Origin of the sequence: Micromonospora sp. WMMB482 (genome assembly GCF_019038635.1) — a bacterium.
Lineage (GTDB): Bacteria > Actinomycetota > Actinomycetes > Mycobacteriales > Micromonosporaceae > Micromonospora > Micromonospora marina.
Map to the genome: position 1 here is coordinate 1,918,043 of NZ_JAHOPD010000020.1, position 20,016 is coordinate 1,938,058.

Sequence of the window (20,016 nt, forward strand, 5' to 3'; positions counted from 1 at the left end):
TATCGCCGCGCGGCCTCCCCGCGCAGGCCCGATCTCGCCCACAGGCGCCGTCCACAGCCTGTGGATAGCACATGTGTACGAAGGTCGGCGACGGTTGCGCTGAGTACGCTTGATCGCGACCCCACCCCCTCCGAGCAGGAACGACGTGGATCACGAGCGAGTCCTCCGCGACGTCACGGTGCGCCTCCCCACGGCGTCGACCGTCCCGGAGGCGTGCCAGTGGACCGTCGCCGCGCTCGCCCGGCACACGCCGGCGACCGCCACCGTCCTGCTCCGCGTCCACGACCGTCTGCGCTGCGTCGCCGCCACCGGCGCCTGGCAGGTGTTCTCCCACGTACCGGCCACCGCCGACGGCACCCCGCCGGGCCGCCACCGGCCCGAACCCTCGGTGGTCCGTCGGGTCTACGCCTCCGGCGTCACCGCCGCCGTGCCCGACGTCAGCGCCGACCCCGACTACCTCCCGGTCCGCCCGGACGTCACAGCCGAACTCTGTGTCCCGGTACGCGACCCGGACGGCCGTCCGATCGGGGTGCTCGACCTTCAGTGGAGTGAGCCGGTCGGGCTCGCGGCGTGGCGGGAGACCGCCGAACTGGTCGCCGACCGCCTCGGCGAGCGGATCGCCGCGCTCGGCGGGCCACCGGCCGAGAGCCGCAGCGAGAAGCTGCTCCGGCACGCCGCCGCGTTCACCGCGGCGCCGACCGACTGGGACCTGATGACCGCAGCGCTCGCCGCGGCCCGGGACGTGTCGGCGCTCTCCGCCGCCGTGCTGGTGCTCACCGGCCGGCAGGGCCCACGCCTCGGCGCACCCACCGACACCCCGGGCGCACTGGAGGCGCGGATCCGGGCCGAGCTGGCCGAGGCCGGACCAGCAGCGCTCGACCGCATGATCGACCGGGCCCACCGGTACGGCTCGGCGTACACGCTGGGCGAGGCGGGCCACCCGCCCACCGAGGAGTACCTGCCGCTGACCCGGGCCGGCGCGCGCACGCTCGTGGCGGTGCCGGTCGGCACACCGGTCTCCGGCGGCGTGCTGCTCGTCGCCGACGAGCAACGTCTGTGCCCCGACCCGACCACCGTCAACCTGATCGAGCTGCTCGCCGGACAGGCGTGGACCTGCCTGGACCGGCTGCGTACGCTCGCCCGGCTGCGCGAGCAGGCCAGCTCGGACCCGCTCACCGGGCTGCGGCACACCGGCCCGTTCGGGAAGCGGATCGCCACCGCCACGCCGGGACGTACCGCGCTGCTGGCGATCGACGTGGACGGGTTCAAGGACGTCAACGACACGTACGGCCACCAGGCCGGTGACCGGCTGCTGGTGGGGCTGGCCCGGGCGCTGGAGGGCGCGTTGCGCCAGGGCGACGAGCTGTACCGGACCGGCGGCGACGAGTTCGTGGCGGTGATCGAGGTGAGCCGCCCCGAGGAGGCGGTCCGGATCGCCGAACGGCTCACCGAGGCAGCCCGCCGCACCGGCCGGACGATCAGCGTCGGCGTCGCCCTGCCGAGACCCGGCGAGTCCCCCGAACGCACCCTGCACCGAGCCGACCAGGCCCTGTACGCGGTCAAGCGCCACGGCCGGGACGGAGTCCACCTCTCCGCCGCCTGACCCGCGCTCCCACTCCGGCGATCTTGCACTTCCTGCCCCGGCGAAAGGTGCAAATGCTCCGCCGTCAGGGCTGAAAGTGCAAGATCGACGCCGGAGGGCGGGGGCGCGGGGCGCGGGGCAGGGGCGCGTTATGGACGGGTGAGGTCCTTGGCCAGGAGTTCGGCGATCTGGGCCGTGTTGAGGGCGGCGCCCTTGCGGAGGTTGTCGCCGGTCACGAAGAGGTCGAGCGCTCGGGGGTCGTCCACCGCGCGACGGATCCGGCCCACCCAGGAGGGATCGGTGCCGACCGCGTCGATCGGCATCGGGAACTCCCCGGCCGCCGGGTCGTCGACCAGGATCACACCCGGCGCGTTGCGCAGCACCTCGCGGGCACCCTCGGCGTCCACCTCGGTGGCGAAGACCGCGTGCACGGCGACCGAGTGACCGGTCACCACCGGCACCCGTACGCAGGTGGCGGACACCTTGAGGTCGGGCAGCCCGAGGATCTTGCGCGACTCGTTGCGCAGCTTCATCTCCTCGGAGGACCAGCCGCCGTCGGCGAGCGAGCCCGCCCACGGTACGACGTTGAGCGCCAGCGGCGCCGGGAACGGACCCAGCTCGTCGCCGACTGCCTGTCGCACGTCACCGGCGCGGGAACCGAGCACCCGATCGCCCGCGATCTTGCCGAGCTGGAGGTGCAGCGCGTCCACGCCGGCCTGCCCCGCACCGGAGACCGCCTGGTACGACGCGAGCACCAGCTCGCGCAGGCCGTACTCGCGGTGCAGCGGCGCGACCGCGACGATCATCGCCAGCGTGGTGCAGTTGGCGTTGGCGATGATGCCCTTGGGCCGGTTGCGGACCTGCTCGGGGTTGATCTCGGGAACCACGAGCGGCACGTCGCGGTCCATCCGGAACGCGCCCGAGTTGTCCACCACCACCGTGCCGCGTGCCGCCGCGACCGGGGCCCACTGGGCGGAGACGTCGTCCGGCACGTCGAACATCGCCACGTCGACGCCGTCGAGGGCGTCGGCGGTGAGCGTCTGGACGGTCAGTTCCTCGCCCCGGCACCGCACGCGCCTGCCGGCCGACCGCTCGGAGGCGAGCAGCCGGATCTCGCCCCACACGTTGCGCCGGGAGGAGAGGATCTGGCACATCACCGTACCGACGGCACCTGTCGCCCCGACCACGGCGAGTGTGGGCAGCGACGTCATGGCGCGTTACCGCCCGGTGCCGGCGTAGACGACGGCTTCGGTGTCACCACCCAGCTCGAAGGCGTCGTGGATGGCGCGGACCGCCTTGTCGAGGTCGGTGTCGCGGCAGACCACGGAGACCCGGATCTCCGACGTGGAGATCATCTCGATGTTCACGCCGGCCGCGCCGAGGGCGGCGAAGAAGCCGGCGGCGACGCCCGGGTGCGAGCGCATGCCCGCGCCGATCAGCGAGACCTTGCCGACGTGGTCGTCGTACAGCAGGCCCTTGAACTTGACCGGCTCCTGGATCTTGCTGAGCGCGGTCATCGCGGTCGGGCCGTCGGCCTTGGGCAGCGTGAACGAGATGTCCGTGCGGCCGGTGCCCTCGGTGGACACGTTCTGCACGATCATGTCGATGTTGATCTCCGCGCCGGCCACGGTGTCGAAGATCGACGCGGCGGCGCCCGGCTCGTCGGGCACACCGACGATCGTGATCTTCGCTTCGCTGCGGTCGTGGGCGACCCCGGTGATCAGTGCCTGTTCCACAGGAAGGTCCTCCATCGATCCGGTGACCATCGTGCCGGTGTTGGTCGAGTATGACGAACGGACGTGGATCGGCAAGCCCGCGCGCCGCGCGTACTCGACGCTGCGCAGATGCAGCACCTTCGCGCCGCAGGCGGCCAGCTCCAGCATCTCCTCGTAGGTGATCTGCTTGATGTGCCGGGCGTTCGGCACGATGCGCGGGTCGGCGCTGAAGATGCCGTCCACGTCGGTGTAGATCTCGCAGACGTCCGCCTCCAGCGCGGCGGCGAGCGCCACGGCCGTGGTGTCCGAGCCGCCCCGCCCGAGCGTGGTCACGTCCTTGGTGTCCTGCGAGACGCCCTGGAAGCCGGCCACGATGACCACCGCGCCCTCGTCCAGCGCGCCCTTGAGCCGCCCCGGGGTCACGTCGATGATCCGGGCCCGGCCGTGCACCGAGGTGGTGATCACGCCGGCCTGGGAACCGGTGAACGAGCGGGCCTCGTACCCCAGGTTGTGGATCGCCATGGCGAGCAGCGCCATGGAGATCCGCTCCCCGGCGGTGAGCAGCATGTCCAGTTCGCGGCCCGGCGGCAGCGGGCTGACCTGGTTGGCCAGGTCGAGCAGTTCGTCGGTGGTGTCGCCCATGGCGGACACCACCACGACCACGTCGTCGCCGGCCTTGCGCGCGGCCACGATGCGTTCGGCCACCCGCTTGATCCGCTCGGCGTTGGCGACGGAGGATCCGCCGTACTTCTGCACCACGAGTGCCACGACGGCGCACTCCCTCCCAGCGACGACCCTGAGCGTGCCGACGCCGCCGGGTCTCTCGGTCCGGCGGCGCGTGTCAGACCGCCTCAGCCTATCGGGCGGGCCGCGAGGCCGGGTCGGGTGATCCCACCATCCGGCCCCGCCGTGGGGCGGCTCACCAGCCCGGGAGTACGCGACACGCCAAGCGGTACAGCCGTACGGTGGGCTGACCGGGACCGCACCCACGACGCAGAATGAGCCGGTGCACGCTCATCGACGTGCGGCCCGCCTGACCGGCGTGCTCGCGCTCACCCTGCCGGTACTGCTGGCTGCCTGCGACGGCGGCCGTCCCGAGGCGGCGCCCACCGGCGCCGCCGACCCGGTCCCGGTGCAGGTCGACGCCGCCCGCGACGAACTGGCCGGACTGGCCGCCGCGGCGCAGGACCGGCACCTCACCGCCAAGTACACGTTCACACCCGCCGAAGGCGCGCCCCGCACGGTGTTGGTGACCAGCGCCAACGACGGCAGCTGGCGGGTCGACGTGCCCGGCTGGGCGCACGCCGGCACGGTGGACGTGTCGCTCGCCGGCACCCCCGACGGGCTGTTCCAGTGCGCGCTGCCCTCGGCCGGCTGGACGCGGGCGGCGACCTGCGTCCGCCTCGGCGACGCCGACGACGCGGTGCCGCGCCGGCTGGACCCCCGGGTGCAGCATCCGTTCACCGACTGGCTGGAGGTGCTGACCGACCGGCGCGCGCCGCTCGCGGTCTCCCCCGCCGAGCCGCTACCCGGTGCCGACGGCCCGTGCTACACGGTCGACAGCACCTCGGCGTCGCTGAACGCGCCGCTGGACGTGGGCATCTACTGCTTCCGTCAGGACGGCACACCGGCTGCGGTACGGGCCGGATTCGGCACCCTCACGCTGACCGGCGAGCCCGGTGCCGCGCCGGGCACCGTCGAGCTGGCCGGTGCGGTGACCGACGGCGAGCCGGTGGGACGGGACGCCCCGGGAACGCCGTGACGCGGCCCGCTCAGCCGCCCCGCGCCGCGCGCAGCAACGCGGCGCCGACCTCGGTGTTGCGGTAGAGCACGTGCCGGCCGGCCCGGGACCGGGTGACGAGACCGGCGGCGTGCAGCGCGGAGAGGTGCTGGGAGACGTTCCCGGCGGACAGCCCGGTGAGCCGGGCGAGGTCGGTGGTGGTCGACGCCGCGTCGAGCAGGTGCAGCAACGCGGCCCGGCCGCCGCCGACCACCCGGGCCAGCGCGTCGCCGACCGGCTCGGGTGCGCGCTCCCACAGCGTCCCGACCGCCCGCACCGGGTACGCCCCGGCCGGCATCGAGTCCTCCAGCAGGTTCCACAGCACCCGCTGGTGGCTGAACACGCTCGGGTTCAACGCCAGTCCCCGCCCCCGCAGGTCGAAGTCCCGCTCGAACGGGTCGTCGCTGACCACCCGGTCACCGAGCCACCGCAGGCTGGGATGGATCCGCTCGAACAGCTGCCCCGCACCACCCTCGGCGAGCTGGGCCGCCCGGTACGCGACGTCGGCGTCGAGCAGTGCCCGCATCCGCGGCCAGTCGGGGGCGATCGCCTCGTCGTACCAGACCCGCATCGCCTCGACGAGCCGCGGCAGCAGCCCGGCCGGGTCGGCGAGCAACGCCCGCCCGAACGGGCGCAGCGGACGGCTCGGAAGGGTCGCCAGCAGATCCCTGACCACCACGTCGGGTGGCGTCGCGGCGATCTGGTCGAGCTGGCCGTCCATCTCCACCCCCGGCCGGGCCGCCGGGGTGAGGAAGTCGGGCAGCCAGCGTCGCGGCAGCGTGAGATCCACCAGCGGACCGACCCGCTCGGCCACCTCCGGGCGGCGCAGCGTCGCCCGCGCCCGGTCGATCCACTGCAGGTGCACCGGGTAGCGGGCCGGGTCGGCCAGCGCCCACATGCTCATGACCGTCTCGTTGGCCGGTGACACACCGAACCGCACGCCCGCGACGTCGGCCGTCGTGAACCGCAACTCGGACATGCGCACCCCCGGATTCGGTTCAGCCTAAAAGGCTCGACCCGACCGTGGGGGGCACGGTTTGCTCACCGGTCATGGGGGCCAGAGAGAGCATGCGCACCGCCGTCCGTCACGTCGTACCGCCGGCCGGGCTGACCCGCGCCCTGGCCGTGCAGGCCATGGTGTTCGCCGTCGGCCACGGCCTGTTCCAGGCCGGCAGCGCCGTCTTCTTCACCCGGGCGCTCGGGCTGAGTCCGGCCCAGGTGGGGCTCGGCCTCTCCCTCGCCGCCGGGGCGTCCCTGCTCGGCACCGTGCCGCTGGGCGGGCTCACCGACCGGTACGGGCCGCAGCGGGTGTGGATCATCTGCCTGCTGCTGGACGCGGCGCTGTTCGCCGCGTACCCGTTCGTCGGCGGCTTCGCCGGCTTCCTCGCGGTGGTGATCGCGCTGGCCGTGACGGGCGCGGCGACCGGCGTGGCCCGCCAGGTCTACTCGATCAACGTGCTGCGCCCGGAGGAACGGGTCACCGCGATGGCCTACCAGCGCTCCTCGCTGAACGTCGGCTTCGGGCTCGGCGCGGTGATCAGCGGCCTGGTGCTGGCCGTCGACACGATCTGGGCGTACCGCGGAATGGTCTGGTTCATCGCCACTGTCTTCCTGGTGACAGCCGGCTTCGTGCGCCGGCTGCCCCGGCTGCCGGAGGTGAACCGCCCGGCCGAGCCGATGAGCCGGCTGGCGGTTCTGCGGGACCGGCCGTTCATGACCGTCGCGCTGCTCTCCGGGCTGCTCACCGCGCACCAGACGCTCTACCTGACGGTGATGCCGCTGTGGATCCTGACCCACACCGACGCGCCGAAGACGATCATCGCCGCGCTGGTGCTGCTCAACACCGTCCTGATCGTGCTGTTCCAGGTGCGGGCCAGCCGGGGCGCGGACACCGCGCCGGGCGCGGCCCGGGCGTCCCGCCGGGGCGCGGTGCTGATCGCCCTGTTCTGCCTGGTCCTGCCGGTTTCCGGGGCGACCCGGGGAGCGTTCACAGTGGTGGTGCTGGTGGCCGCCGCGACGCTGCTCATCCTGGCGGAGCTGATCGAGTCGGCGGGCACCTGGGGGCTCACCGCCACGCTGCCGCCCGCCGCCCAGCGCGGCGCGTACGTCGGCGCGTTCGGGCTCGGCTCCCAGTTGCAGTTCCTGATCGCCCCGGCCGGGCTGACCGCGCTCGGCGTGAGCACCGGCGGCTGGGGCTGGTACCCGGCCGCGGCGATCTTCATCCTGGTCGGACTGGCGATCGTGCCCGCGGTGGCCCGGGCCGAGCGGACACCTCGGCTACCGGGTGTGACGAAGTCCTCCGACTCGGTGACTCTGGTCCCATAGTCCGGACCAGCCTTCCCACGACACGTCCCACCACGTAGGGTGACCCTGTCATGTGGCGCGCGTACCTTCTCCTTGGCTGCCGCGACGAGGCCTGACCGGCCGGCACCTCGTCGCGGAGTGGAAACGCGCCGTCCAGCACATCCGATCTTCTTCTCGGCACCGCCGCGCACCGTCGCCCGGCATCTCGCCGACACCTTTCCGATCTGCTGACGCCACATGTTCCAGGGAGCACTCCGAGATGGCTCAACCTGTCACCGAGACCGATCCGTTCGCCCGCCAGCGCCCCAGCCGGATGCCGGTCCACCGCTACGTTCCGTACGACCGCGAGTTCGGCGTCGAGCTGCCGGAACGCGAATGGCCGACCCGCCGCGTCGAGGCCGCGCCCCGCTGGTGCGCAGTCGACCTCCGCGACGGCAACCAGGCGCTGATCGACCCGATGTCGCCCGAGCGCAAGCGGCGGATGTTCCAGCTCCTGGTGCAGATGGGCTACAAGGAGATCGAGGTCGGCTTCCCGTCGGCGAGCCAGACCGACTACGACTTCGTCCGGCAGCTGATCGAGCAGGACCTGATCCCCTCCGACGTCACGATCCAGGTGCTGACCCAGTGCCGGGAGCACCTGATCGAGCGGACCTTCGAGTCGCTGCGCGGTGCCCGCCGGGCCATCGTGCACTTCTACAACTCCACCTCGACGCTCCAGCGCCGGGTGGTCTTCGGCCTGGACCGCGACGGCATCACCGACATCGCCACCCAGGGCGCGCGGCTGTGCCAGAAGTACGCGGAGATCCACACCCCGGACACCGACATCCACTACGAATACTCGCCGGAGTCGTACACGGGCACCGAGCTGGAGTACGCGCTGGAGGTCTGCTCGGCGGTCATCGACGTGATCGACCCGACCCCGGACCGGAAGCTGATCATCAACCTGCCGGCCACCGTCGAGATGGCGATGCCGAACGTCTACGCCGACTCGATCGAGTGGATGCATCGGCGCCTCCCCCGGCGGGACAGCCTGGTGCTGAGCCTGCACCCGCACAACGACCGGGGCACCGGCGTGGCCGCCGCCGAGCTGGGCCTGCTGGCCGGCGCGGACCGGATCGAGGGCTGCCTGTTCGGCAACGGCGAGCGCACCGGCAACGTCGACCTGGTGACGCTGGGCCTGAACATGTTCTCCCAGGGCATCGACCCGATGATCGACTTCTCGAACATCGACGAGATCAAGCGCGCCGTCGAGTACTGCAACCAGCTGCCGGTGCACGAGCGCCACCCGTACGCGGGCGACCTGGTCTACACCGCGTTCTCCGGCTCGCATCAGGACGCGATCAACAAGGGCTTCGCCGCGCTGAACGCCGACGCGGCGGCGGCCGGGGTGCCGGTGGACGACTTCACCTGGGCGGTGCCCTACCTGCCGATCGACCCGAAGGACCTGGGCCGCACCTACGAGGCGGTCATCCGGGTCAACTCGCAGTCCGGCAAGGGCGGCGTCGCGTACATCATGAAGACCGAGCACCAGCTCGACCTGCCACGCCGCCTCCAGATCGAGTTCTCCGGCGTGGTGCAGCAGGTCACCGACCACGACGGCGGCGAGGTCGAGCCGGGCGCCATGTGGGAGATCTTCGCCCGCAACTACCTGGTCGACCACCAGGTCGACCCGGCCGTGAAGCTGTCCGACTACACCATCGGCACCGTCGACGGCAAGGTCGAGATCGACGCCCGCGTCGGCTTCGGCGGCGAAACCCGCGCACTCACCGCCGTGGGCAACGGCCCGATCGACGCGTACGTCAACGCGTTGCAGTCCCTGGGCGTGGCGGTACGGGTGCTCGACTACCACGAGCACGCGCTGTCCTCCGGCGGGGACGCGCAGGCCGCCGCGTACGTGGAGTGCGAGGTGGACGGCGGCACGGTGTGGGGCGTCGGGGTGGACGCCAACATCGTCACCGCGTCGATCAAGGCGGTCACGAGCGCGGTGAACCGCACCCGCGCCTGAGGTGCAAGGAAGGGCCCCTTCTTAACGCTTCACGCATAGGAAGGGGCCCTTCTTAACATCCGCGCCCGAATGGTCCGAGTGTTAATAGGGGGCCCTTCCTCTACCGGAGGCGTTAAGAAGGGGCCCTTCCTTCCCCCCGGGGGCGGTGGATGAGCACGGCGGCTAGCACCGCGCCGCCCAGCAGCAGCCCGGCGCACCACGCCAGCGCCCCCCGGTACGCGCCTGCGAGCGCGCCCTTCTGCTCGTACCCGGTGCCGGACAGCCCGACCAGCAGCGGCAGCGCGGCCACCGCGAGCAGGCCGCCGGCCCGGGAGGCGGCGTTGTTGAAGCCGCTGGCCACCCCGGCGAAGCGGTCCGAGACCGCGCCGAGCACCGACGTGGTCAGAGGCGCGACCACGAACGTGAGCCCGGCGCCGAACAGCGCCACGCCCGGCAGCACGTCCACCCAGTACGACGCGCCCGGACCGACGCGGCGCAGCAGCAGCAGACCTGCCGCGGCGATCACCGGGCCGACGGTGAGCGGCAGCCGGGGGCCGATGCGGGCCGACAGCGCTCCCGCGCGCGGCGAGCCGAACAGCAGCAGCACCGTCATCGGCACGGTGGCCAGGCCGGTGAGCAGCGCCGACCAGCCGACCACGTTCTGCAGGTAGACGGCGAGGAAGAAGGTGAACCCGCCGAGCGCCGCGTACACCACCACCGTGAAGACGTTCAGCACGGAGAACAGCCGGCTGGAGAACAGCCCGGTGGGCAGCATCGCGGTGTCGCCGCGCCGCCGCTCGACGAGCACGAAGACCACCACGGCGACCACCCCGAGCACCGCCGCGACCAGCACCGCCGGGGAGGCGCCCTGCGCCGGGGCGTCGATCAGCGCGTACGTGACGCCGCCGAGCGCGAGCGCGCCGAGCAGCGCCCCCGCCACGTCGAACCGCCGGCCGCCCCCGGTACGCGAGACCTCCTCGTCCCGGCTCTCCGGCACCCAGCGCAGCGCGGCGAGCACCACACCGACGGCCAGCGGCAGGTTGACGAAGAAGATCCACCGCCAGGAGAGCGTGTCGATCAGCCAGCCGCCGAGCAGCGGACCGAGCGCCGTGGACACCCCGGACAGTCCTGACCAGGTACCGATGGCCCGGCCCCGGTCGTCCGGGTGGAAGCTGGCCTGGAGCACTGAGAGCGACCCGGGGGTGAGCAGCGCCCCGCCCGCGCCTTGGAGGAACCGGGCGGCGACGAGCCATCCGGTGTCCTGGGCCAGCCCGCAGAGCACCGACGCCACCGCGAACCAGACCACGCCGAGCAGGAAGACGCGCCGCCGCCCGAACCGGTCCCCGAGCGCGCCGCCGAGCAGCACGAACGCGGCGAGCATGAGCAGGTAGCCGTTGACGGTCCACTGAGCCATTTTCATCCTGCGTAGCGGTTCGCTTCGACGTGGTGCAGGGCGAGGATGGCCTGGACGATCGCGGTGGCTCGGCGTGGGCAGCAGCGCAGCTTGACCAGAATTTTCCAGGTCTTGAGCGTGGCGATCGCTCGTTCTCCGCGGGCGCGGATCTTGGCGTTGGCCCGGTTCACGGCCTTTTGCCGGCGTGACAGCTTCGGGCGGAAGCGGCGTCGCTTGAACGGGGTGCGCACGCTGCCACGGGCGCCCTGGTAGCCCTTATCGGCGAAGGTCATCACATCCGCGCGGGTCAGAGCATCGATGATGCCGTGATGGCGGGCGGCGGTCAGGTCGTGTACCGACCCGGGCAGTGCCGGTGATGCCCACACGAGCCGGCCGGCGGCGTCCGCGATGACCTGCACGTTCACGCCGTGGCGTTTGTGCTTGCCGCTGTAGTAGAGCCTCTGATCGGCGACTCGGTCGATCGGGATGAGCGTGCCGTCCAGGATCGCGTACGCCAGCAGCCGGATGCGTCGCATCGCGGTGTCCAGGTCATCGGCTGCCGAGCTGAGCAGGGCGATCGCTTCCTGGACGTAGCGCCAAGCAGTGGCGACGCCGATCTCGAATCCGGCCGCGAGTCGGGTGTAGGTGTCGCCGTTGCGCAGATGGGCGAGAGCGAGCAGCGCCTGCCGGCCGGGTTCGAGACGCCGCCACCGGGATCGGCGCTGCTTACGGTGGCCGCGGATGCGTTCGGCGAGGTGGTTCAGGGTGCGGCTGGACAACGGAATCGTGGCGGGGTAGGACAGCATGGCGAGGCTCCCGGTCGGGGCTTCGAGTCTTGGTCGACAGCTGTCCTACCTGGAGCCTCGCACCCATCGATCACCGGGCCTACCGCAACCGCCCTGAGCTGCAAGATCAGCTTGGAAAAGGCTCACTGAAGACCGGCGACTGTGGCGTCCAGTTCGGCGCCGAGGTGCGGCAGCGCGACGTTGACGACTGTGCTGTCCAGGAACACCATGCCGGAGGCGAGGATCGCGGCGAGCAGCGTGCCTCGTCCGGCGGCGGAGCCGGTACGCAGCGCGGAGGCGGGTGCGGTCACGTCTCACCACTCTGCCCGCCGCCCACCGTCGACGCCACGAATCGCGGAAACCGCCGCCGGGTACTGTGCGGACTCGCCCGGAGCACGCAAGCTGGAGAGGTGACGTCTGTGCGTACCAGATCAGGAGCCCGAGCCGGGCTGGCGGCCGCGCTGAGCGCGGTGCTCGCCCTCGGCGTGGCCGGCTGCGACGTGTCGGTCACCGAGCCGGAGGCGCCACCGAGCGCCACCGGCAACGTCAACAAGCAGCTCGGTGAGCTGACGGTGGCAACCGCCGGGTCGATGAAGGGCTACAGCCGCTCCCGTTTCCCGCACTGGCGGGACACCGGCAAGAACTGCGACGTACGCGACAGCGTGCTGCAACGCGACGGCGAGGGCATCAAGCTGTCTGGCTGCAACGTGGTGGGTGGCCGGTGGGAGAGCGTCTACGACGGGATGGTGCTGAGCGATCCGTCGGACGTGGACATCGACCACACCGTGCCGCTGGCCGCGGCGTGGCGCTCGGGCGCGCAGGAGTGGGACGACTCGAAGCGCGGTGACTTCGCCAACGACCTGACCCGGCCGCAGCTCATCGCGGTTTCGGCGCGGTCGAACCGGGCAAAGGGTGACCAGGATCCGTCCCAGTGGAAGCCGTCGAACCGGTCGTCCTGGTGTCAGTACGCGGCCGACTGGGTGACGGTCAAGCACTACTGGCGGCTGACTGTGACGAGTGCCGAGAAGGCCGCTCTCACCGACATGCTGGAGGGCTGCACATGGGCGAGCAAACCGTGACCGGGCCGGACGCCACACCGGCGCCGGAGGCAGGCGCCGCACCAGAGTCCGCACCGGGCGGCCCGGCCTCGGCCGGGATGACGGCGGACGGCCGGCAGCCGGAGTCCGCGGACGTCGCCGGGGCGGGCATGACCGCCGACGCGGTGCCGGGCGCGCCGGCCGGGGGCGCACCGGGCGGACCGGCGGACCGCACCTCGGACGTCACCGCGGGTCCGGGCGGGGTCATGACGGACGAGGTGGGCGTGGTGACCGGCGAGTTGACGCTGCGCACCGAGCACGCGGACGGCCGGGTGACGCTGCGGGTGCAGTACAAGGACGCCGACGAGTGGTACGCGGTCACCGGCGGTTCGGCGCCGCTGGCCGACCCGGCCGCGCTCGACGCCGTGCACACCATCGCGGTGGGACTGCTCAACCGCCCCGAGGGCTGACGGACGACGAAGCGCGTCCCCACCCGGGCCGGGTGGGGACGCGCTTCGTCGGGTCAGACGTACGATCCGGGTTCGCTGGGCGCGGAGACCACGCCCGGCTCCTCGCCCTCGTCCTCCGGCCGGGTGACCTTCGCGGTCACCTCGTGCGGGCGCAGCTCACCGGCGGCGATCTGCTCGGCCCAGTGGCAGGCCACCCGGCTGGCGCCGATCTGGCGCAGTTCCGGCCGCTCGTCCGCGCAGCGGGTCGGCTGCGCCCACGGGCAGCGGGTGTGGAACCGGCAGCCCGACGGCGGGTTGGCGGGCGACGGCAGGTCACCGGCGAGCAGGATGCGCTCGCGCCGGTCCTCCACGTCCGGGTCCGGCACCGGCACCGCCGACATCAGCGCCCGGGTGTACGGGTGCAGCGGCTCGGTGTAGAGCCGGTCGCTCGGCGCCTCCTCCACCAGCGCGCCCAGGTACATCACGCCGACGACGTCGGAGATGTGCCGCACCACGGCCAGGTCGTGCGCGATGACCAGGTAGGTCAGGCCGAGGCTGTCCTGGAGTTCGTCGAGCAGGTTCACCACCTGCGCCTGGATCGACACGTCCAGCGCGGAGACCGGCTCGTCGGCGACGATCAGCTCCGGGCCGAGGACCAGGGCGCGGGCGATGCCGATGCGCTGGCGCTGGCCGCCGGAGAACTCGTGCGGGTAGCGGGACAGCGCCCACTTCGGCAGGCCGACCGCGTCGAGCGTCTCACCGATGATCCGCCGCCGGTCGTCCCGGTTCGCGCCGATGCCGTGGGCCTGGAGGCCCTCGGTCAGGATCGACTCGACGTTCTGCCGGGGGTCCAGGCTGGACATCGGATCCTGGAAGATCATCTGCATCCGGCGGCGCGTCGCGCGCAGCTTGCCGGCGGGCAGCGTGGTCAGCTCGACGCCGTCGAACTTCACCTCGCCGCTTGTCGGCGGGGTGAGCTGGAGCAGCGCCCGGCCGAGCGTGGACTTGCCGCAGCCCGACTCGCCCACCAGCCCGTACGTCTTGCCGCGCGGGATGCTCAGGTCGACCCCGTCGACCGCCTTGACGTGCCCGACGGTCCGGTCGAAGAGCACGCCCCGCCGGATCGGGAAGTGCACCTTCAGGTCGCGCACCTCGACGAGGATGTCGTTGTCGCTCACGGGGTCTCCTCCTCGCGCGGAGCCGGTCCGAAGCCGGGCACGGCGGGCGGGTCGGCCGGCTCGGCCTGGGCCGGCACCGCACCCGGTTCGGTGGTCGTCGGCGCGGTCGCGTGGACGTCCGTCTCCGGGGTCAGGCCGGGCACCGGCACCGGGTTGACGCAGCGGTAGCTGCGCGCGTCGTGCGTGAGCACCAGCTCCGGCGGCTCGCCGACGCACGCGTCGACGCGGCGGGCGCAGCGCGGGGCGAACGCGCAGCCGTCCGGCCAGGGCAGCAGGTCCCGCACCGAGCCGGGGATGGGGTTCAGCCGTTCGCCGCGGCCGGCGTCCAGGCGGGGCACCGAACCGAGCAACCCCTCGGTGTACGGGTGCCGGGGCTGGCGGAACAGCGGACGGCGGGTGGCGGTCTCCACCACCCGGCCGGCGTACAGCACGTTGATGGTGTCGCACATGCCGGCGACCACACCGAGGTCGTGGGTGATCATGACCAGGGCGGTGCCGGAGTCCCGGACCAGGTCCTTGAGCAGTTCCAGGATCTGCGCCTGGATGGTGACGTCGAGCGCGGTGGTCGGCTCGTCGGCGATCAGCAGCCGGGGCTGGCAGGCGACCGCCATGGCGATCAGTGCCCGCTGCCGCATGCCGCCGGAGAGCTGGTGCGGGTATTCCTTGAGGCGCCGGCGCGGGTCCGGGATACCCACCCGGTCGAGCAGGTCGGCCGCCTCCTTGGCGGCCGCCTCGCCCTTCATGCCCCGGTGCCGGGCGAGTACCTCGGTCACCTGGAGCCCGATCGGGATGACCGGGTTCAGCGAGGAGAGCGGATCCTGGAAGATCATCGCGACGTCCCGGCCGCGGATGTCGCGGCGGGACCGGTCGTCGAGCTGGAGTAGGTCGGTGCCGTCGAAGACCGCCTTGCCGCCGACCCGCAGGCCCGGCTGCTTGGGCAGCAGGCCCATGATGGCCAGCGACGTGACGCTCTTGCCGCAGCCGGACTCGCCGACCAGGCCGACCACCTCGCCGGTGTCGACCGAGAAGGACACCCCGTCCACCGCGTGCACGGTGCGCTGCCCACGACGGGCGAACGTGACGGAGAGGTCGTCCACTTCGAGCAGTGCCATTACCGACCCTCCGTTCGCGACTGCGGGGCTCGCAAGCTCACTCCTCGCGCCTCACACATGACTGACTGACCTACTTCCGCAGCTTCGGATCGAGGGCCTCGCGCATCGCCTCACCGAGCAGGGTGAACCCGAGCGCGGTGATGATGATGCCGAGCGCCGGATAGATCGCCAGGCCCGGCCGGATGCCCAGGTACGGCTGCGCGTCGGCGAGCATGACGCCCCACTCCGGGATGGCCGAGTCGGGGTTGCCGAGACCGAGGAAGGACAGCGCGGCCGCCTCGATGATCGCGGTCGCCAGTGTCAGCGTGGCCTGCACGATGACCGGGGCGATCGAGTTCGGCACCACGTGGGTGAGGGCGATCTTGGACTTCTTCACGCCGAGCGACGTCGCGGCCAGTACGTAGTCGCTGTTGGCCTGAGCGATCATCGAGCCGCGCAGCAGCCGGGCGAAGATCGGCACGGACACCACACCCACGGCGATCATCACGGTGGTGAGGCTCGCGCCGAGCAGCGCCGCGATGCTCACCGCGAGCAGCAGGCTCGGCATGGCCAGCAGCATGTCGATGAAGCGCATCAGGGTGGTGTCGATCCAGCGGCCCCAGCGCCCGCCGAGCCCTGCCGCGGCACCGGCGACGCCGCCGATCAGCGCGCCGACCGCGAGGCCGATCAGCGTGGAGACCACGCCGACCAGCAGCGTCTGCCGGGCCCCGACGACGAGGCGGCTGAACTCGTCGCGGCCCTGGTGGTCGAAGCCGAGCCAGTGGTCGGCGGAGGCGCCCGGGATGATGCCCTGGCCGGACTTCACCAGCCCTTCGCGGATGCCGATGGAGTCCGTCGGGCTGTACGGGACGAGGAACGGCCCGATGACCGCGACCAGGACGAAGATCGCCAGGATGACCACGCCGACGATGGCCGCCGGGTTGCGGCGGAGCCGGCGGAACGCCTCCTTCCAGAGGCTCACCCCCTGCTCGTCCTCGCGGGCGGACATCTCGGCGAGCCGGTCGATCTTCTCGCGCTTCTTGCCACCGGTGATGGTCATCGCACCCTCACCCTCGGGTCGATCACGCTGTAGGAGAGGTCGACCAGAAGATTCACCAGCACGTACACCACCGCAATGATCATGATGAAGCCCATCAGCACCGGGTAGTCGCGCTGGCTGATCGACTCGGCGACGAACGCGCCGATGCCGCTGAACGCGAACACGGTCTCGGTGAGCACCGCGCCGGAGAGCAGGAGACCGGCCTGGAGGCCGATCGAGGTGGCCACCGGCAGCATGGCGTTGCGCAGGACGTGCCGGCGGCGGACGGTCCGCTCGGTCAGGCCCTTGGCCTCGGCGGTGCGGACGAAGTCCTCGTTGAGCACCTCCAGCACGCTGGCCCGGGTGATCCGGACGATGATCGCGAGCGGGATGCTGGCGAGCGCGACACCCGGCAGCACGAGGTGCCAGAGCGCGTCGGCGGCGGCGTCCCACTCGCGGGTCATGATTCCGTCGAGGACGAAGAAGTTGGTGACCCGGGTCGCCCCGATGGTCGGGTCCTGCCGGCCGCTGGAGGGGAACCAGCCCAGGTTCTCCGCGAAGATCGCCTTGAGCACGTAGGCCAGGAAGAAGACCGGGATGCAGATGCCGATGAGCGATCCGCCGACCGAGGCGTGGTCGAGGAACCGGCCCCGGCGGCGGGCGGCCAGGTAGCCGAGCGGGATACCGATGCCGACCGCGAGGATCAGGGCCATGACGGTCAGCTCGACGGTGCCGGGGAACCGCTCCACGAACTCCGTGGTGACCGCCCGCTTCGTACCGGTCGAGGTGCCCAGGTCGAGCCGGATCATCCGTCGCAGGAAGCGGGCGTACTGGACCATGATCGGCTCGTCGAGGCCGAGGTTACGCCGGATGGCGGCGCGCGTCTCGGGCGTGCCCCGTTCGCCGAGGATCGCGGTCTCGGGCCCGCCGGGTAGGCGGCGGAGCCAGATGAACAGCAGGACGGAGAGCCCGAACAGCGTGGGTATCAGCTGTAGCAGGCGTCTGACGATGAACCGGAACACGGGCGCCTCGGAGGGGGTGCGGAGGGGTGCGGGCGGGCGCTGTGGTCACAGCGCCCGCCCGCGTACGGTGCCTTCAGATCACTTGAACTCTGCGGTCGCGTACCGCTCGTCGGTGAGCGGGCTCGCCTTGATCCCGGTCACGTCCTTGCCGAACACGATCGCCGGCGGGGAGTGCGAGATCGGCACACCCGGCAGGAAGTCCATGATCGTCTTGTTCAGTGCCTTGTACTTCTCCGTCCGCGCCGCCGCGTCGGCGGTGGTGTCGGCGTCCTTGAACTGCTCGAAGAGCTGGGCGTTGTTGAAGCCCCACTCGTCCTTCGGGCGGTCGAAGAAGGTGCCGATGAAGTTGTACGCGTCGCCGTAGTCACCGGTCCAGCCGAGGAAGTGCAGGTCGTGCTTGGCTCCGGAGGTGGTGGCGTTGAGGTAGTCCGGGCTCCACTTCAGCGGGATGGCCTGGACGTTGATGCCGACCGCCTTCAGGTCCGCCGAGAGCAGCTCGAAGATGTCCTTCGGGTTCGGCATGTACGGCCGGGTGACCTCGGTCGGGTAGTGGAACCTCAGCGTCAGGTTCGACGCGCCGGCCTCGGCCAGCAGGGCCTTGGCCTTCTCCGGGTTGTAGTCGTACTTGGTGACGTCGCCGTTCCAGCCCTCGACGGTGTCCGGGAAGAAGTTCATCGCGACCTTGGCACCCGGGGGCAGCTTCGAGTCGACCAGGGCCTGCCGGTTCAGCGCGTGCGCGATGGCCTGGCGGACCTTCAGGTCGGCCAGCTTCGGGTTCCCCTTCTGGTTGATCGCCAGGTAGAGGATGTTGAAGGCGGGCCGGGTGAGGACGTTGAAGCCCTCCTTCTTCAGCGGCTCCACGTCCGCCGGGCCGACCAGGTCGTAGCCCTGGATGTCACCCGAGCGGAGCGCCTGCTTGCGGGCGTTCTCGTCCGAGATCGTCTTGAAGATGATGGTCTTCAGCTTGGCCTTGTCGCCGTGGTAGTCGTCGTTGCGCTCGATGGTGAGCGTCTTGTTCGCGATGTCCCACGCCTTGAACTTGAACGGGCCGGTGCCCGTCGGGTGCTCCATCGCGTACGCCGGGTACTTGATGTCCTCGGCGGTGCCGGTCACGTTGCTGGCGTCGTACTGCTCCATCGCCTTCGGGCTCTGGATCGAGAACGACGGCAGCATGAGCGCGGCCGGGATCTTGCTGGAGACCCGCGTGAACGCGAGGTCCACAGTGGTGGCGTCCTTGGCGGTGCAGGACTTGAAGAGGCTCGGCGGCAGGTCCGGGTTCTCGTTCTTGGCGAACCCGCCCATGACGTCCTGCCAGTACGCGGTCACGTCCGGGCTCTGCATGAGGCCCTTGGCGTTGTACCAACGGTCGAAGTTGGCGCAGACGGCCTCGGCGTTGAAGTCGGTGCCGTCGTGGAACTTGACGCCCGAGCGGAGCTTGAAGGTCCAGGTCGTGCCCGCCGCATCCGGCGTCCAGGACTCGGCGAGGCCCGGCGTCACCTTGGTGCCGCCCTCCTCCGGACGGACCAGGGTCTCGAAGACCTGGCGCGCCACGCGCAGCGACTCACCGTCGCTGGCGAAGCTGGGGTCGAGCACCTTCGGGTCTCCGGCGACGCCGAAGACGAGGGTGTCCTTCTTGCTATCTCCGGAGCCACTCTCACGGTCGCTCTCGGCGCAGCCTGCAACCGCGAGGGCCGCGACCGCGACGGCCGCGATTGCGACCTTCGGCCTGGATGCACGCATGGTGCTTCACCTCGTCCTTGGGGGTACGGACAACGTGGTGACAGGGTCACCGATGTGCGCAGACCTTAGCCCTCGGGTGGACGGCGCGGAAACGGGCAGGGGGTGGGTTGGTATCGAATCGTGTCTGTTCCGCAACGAGGCATACGAATCGAAGGGGGATCCCTTCCGCCGCCGAACTTTCGTCGGTTTGAAGGGCGAATTTATTACGTCGATCCGGTCCCGGACGCACGTTCCTGTCAGATCGACGAACGTCCCGGTCCGGCCCGGAGACACGTCCGGCGGGCACCCCGCAGGGCACCCGCCGGAGGCGGCAGGGCTGAACTCAGACGGCGCGTCGGCCCTCGAAGGCCCGGCCCAGCGTGATCTCGTCGGCGTACTCCAGGTCGCCGCCGACCGGCAGTCCACTCGCGAGCCGGGTCACCGCGATCCCCATCGGCTTGACCATCAGCGCCAGATAGGTGGCGGTCGCCTCGCCCTCGGTGTTCGGGTCGGTGGCGAGGATCAGCTCGCGGACCTCGCCACCGCCGAGGCGGGTCATCAGCTCACGGATCCGCAGGTTGTCCGGGCCGATGCCCTCCAACGGATTGATCGCGCCACCGAGCACGTGGTAGCGCCCGCGGAACTCGCCGGTCCGCTCGATCGCCACCACGTCCTTCGGCTCCTCGACCACACAGAGCACCTCGTCGGTACGCCGTGGGTCGCGGCAGATCCGGCACTGCTCCGACTCGGCCACGTTGTAGCAGGTCGTGCAGAACCGGACCAGGTCCTTGACCTTGCGCAGCGCGCCGGCCAGCCGGTTGACGTCGGCCGGATCCGCCGACAGCACGTGGAACGCGATCCGCTGGGCACTCTTCGGGCCCACGCCCGGCAACCGGCCCAGTTCGTCGATCAGATCCTGGATGGCACCCTCGTACATC

The 20,016-nt window shown here is 71.4% G+C and carries 18 protein-coding genes; 6 read left to right on the plus strand and 12 right to left on the minus strand.

Annotated features, from left to right (window positions below; genetic code table 11):
- Window positions 1-145: 145 nt before the first annotated feature.
- Window positions 146-1,603, plus strand: coding sequence for a diguanylate cyclase (locus KSK32_RS09915; protein ID WP_216930636.1), 1,458 nt, complete (start codon window positions 146-148; stop codon window positions 1,601-1,603).
- A gap of 128 nt (window positions 1,604-1,731) precedes the next feature.
- On the opposite strand, the gene KSK32_RS09920 is transcribed toward KSK32_RS09915, so the two are convergent.
- Complete coding sequence (locus tag KSK32_RS09920; protein ID WP_216930638.1) at window positions 1,732-2,793, minus strand: aspartate-semialdehyde dehydrogenase; 1,062 nt, start codon at window positions 2,791-2,793, stop codon at window positions 1,732-1,734.
- Between the two features lie 6 nt (window positions 2,794-2,799).
- Complete coding sequence (locus KSK32_RS09925; protein WP_216930640.1) at window positions 2,800-4,065, minus strand: aspartate kinase; 1,266 nt, start codon at window positions 4,063-4,065, stop codon at window positions 2,800-2,802.
- Window positions 4,066-4,303: 238 nt separating this feature from the next.
- Between KSK32_RS09925 and KSK32_RS09930 the strand changes: the two genes are divergently transcribed.
- Window positions 4,304-5,059 (plus strand): hypothetical protein, encoded by a 756-nt coding sequence (locus KSK32_RS09930; RefSeq protein ID WP_289256528.1) that lies wholly within the window; start codon window positions 4,304-4,306, stop codon window positions 5,057-5,059.
- A 10-nt stretch (window positions 5,060-5,069) separates the two neighbouring features.
- Here KSK32_RS09930 and KSK32_RS09935 read toward each other — a convergent pair whose 3' ends face one another.
- Window positions 5,070-6,056 (minus strand): DUF5937 family protein, encoded by a 987-nt coding sequence (locus KSK32_RS09935; protein WP_216930642.1) that lies wholly within the window; start codon window positions 6,054-6,056, stop codon window positions 5,070-5,072.
- Between the two features lie 71 nt (window positions 6,057-6,127).
- On the opposite strand from KSK32_RS09935, the gene KSK32_RS09940 reads away from it, so the two are divergent.
- Together KSK32_RS09940 and leuA are read left to right on the plus strand one after the other, a co-directional pair.
- Window positions 6,128-7,402: an MFS transporter gene (locus tag KSK32_RS09940; RefSeq protein WP_216930644.1), complete on the plus strand. Its 1,275-nt coding sequence runs from the start codon at window positions 6,128-6,130 to the stop codon at window positions 7,400-7,402.
- A 238-nt stretch (window positions 7,403-7,640) separates the two neighbouring features.
- Complete coding sequence (gene leuA, locus KSK32_RS09945; protein ID WP_216930646.1) at window positions 7,641-9,386, plus strand: 2-isopropylmalate synthase; 1,746 nt, start codon at window positions 7,641-7,643, stop codon at window positions 9,384-9,386.
- 112 nt (window positions 9,387-9,498) lie between these two features.
- Here leuA and KSK32_RS09950 read toward each other — a convergent pair whose 3' ends face one another.
- The 3 genes from KSK32_RS09950 to KSK32_RS09960 form a co-directional block, all read right to left on the minus strand.
- Entirely contained in the window at window positions 9,499-10,863 is a 1,365-nt protein-coding gene (locus KSK32_RS09950) for an MFS transporter (protein WP_374226744.1), read from the minus strand.
- Window positions 10,782-11,564 carry a transposase family protein gene (locus KSK32_RS09955; RefSeq protein ID WP_216930649.1) on the minus strand — a complete coding sequence of 261 codons (783 nt, stop codon included), beginning with the start codon at window positions 11,562-11,564 and terminating at the stop codon, window positions 10,782-10,784. Before KSK32_RS09955 ends, KSK32_RS09950 begins: the two co-directional genes overlap by 82 nt.
- A gap of 122 nt (window positions 11,565-11,686) precedes the next feature.
- Complete coding sequence (locus KSK32_RS09960) at window positions 11,687-11,854, minus strand: hypothetical protein (RefSeq protein WP_374226701.1); 168 nt, start codon at window positions 11,852-11,854, stop codon at window positions 11,687-11,689.
- A 108-nt stretch (window positions 11,855-11,962) separates the two neighbouring features.
- Between KSK32_RS09960 and KSK32_RS09965 the strand changes: the two genes are divergently transcribed.
- Both KSK32_RS09965 and KSK32_RS09970 read left to right on the plus strand, forming a co-directional pair.
- On the plus strand, window positions 11,963-12,622 hold the full coding sequence (locus tag KSK32_RS09965) for an HNH endonuclease family protein (RefSeq protein WP_216935962.1): 660 nt from the start codon (window positions 11,963-11,965) through the stop codon (window positions 12,620-12,622).
- Window positions 12,604-13,050, plus strand: a complete 447-nt coding sequence (locus KSK32_RS09970) for a hypothetical protein (RefSeq protein ID WP_216930651.1) — start codon at window positions 12,604-12,606, stop codon at window positions 13,048-13,050. The genes KSK32_RS09965 and KSK32_RS09970 overlap by 19 nt, the downstream gene beginning before the upstream one ends.
- A 53-nt stretch (window positions 13,051-13,103) precedes the next feature.
- On the opposite strand, the gene KSK32_RS09975 is transcribed toward KSK32_RS09970, so the two are convergent.
- The 6 genes from KSK32_RS09975 to recR all read right to left on the minus strand — a co-directional run bounded on the left by KSK32_RS09975 (window position 13,104) and on the right by recR (window position 20,015).
- On the minus strand, window positions 13,104-14,207 hold the full coding sequence (locus tag KSK32_RS09975) for an ABC transporter ATP-binding protein (RefSeq protein WP_091047835.1): 1,104 nt from the start codon (window positions 14,205-14,207) through the stop codon (window positions 13,104-13,106).
- Window positions 14,204-15,319, minus strand: a complete 1,116-nt coding sequence (locus KSK32_RS09980) for an ABC transporter ATP-binding protein (protein WP_216930653.1) — start codon at window positions 15,317-15,319, stop codon at window positions 14,204-14,206. The genes KSK32_RS09975 and KSK32_RS09980 overlap by 4 nt, the downstream gene beginning before the upstream one ends.
- Before the next feature lie 70 nt (window positions 15,320-15,389).
- Window positions 15,390-16,358 (minus strand): ABC transporter permease, encoded by a 969-nt coding sequence (locus KSK32_RS09985; protein ID WP_216930655.1) that lies wholly within the window; start codon window positions 16,356-16,358, stop codon window positions 15,390-15,392.
- Window positions 16,355-17,359 carry an ABC transporter permease gene (locus KSK32_RS09990; protein WP_216930657.1) on the minus strand — a complete coding sequence of 335 codons (1,005 nt, stop codon included), beginning with the start codon at window positions 17,357-17,359 and terminating at the stop codon, window positions 16,355-16,357. Before KSK32_RS09990 ends, KSK32_RS09985 begins: the two co-directional genes overlap by 4 nt.
- 78 nt (window positions 17,360-17,437) lie before the next feature.
- The gene (locus tag KSK32_RS09995) at window positions 17,438-19,099 is read right to left on the minus strand and encodes an ABC transporter substrate-binding protein (protein WP_216930659.1); all 1,662 of its coding nucleotides are present in this window, start codon (window positions 19,097-19,099) and stop codon (window positions 17,438-17,440) included.
- A gap of 322 nt (window positions 19,100-19,421) precedes the next feature.
- Window positions 19,422-20,015 carry a recombination mediator RecR gene (recR, locus tag KSK32_RS10000; RefSeq protein WP_013289050.1) on the minus strand — a complete coding sequence of 198 codons (594 nt, stop codon included), beginning with the start codon at window positions 20,013-20,015 and terminating at the stop codon, window positions 19,422-19,424.
- Window position 20,016: the final 1 nt, after the last annotated feature.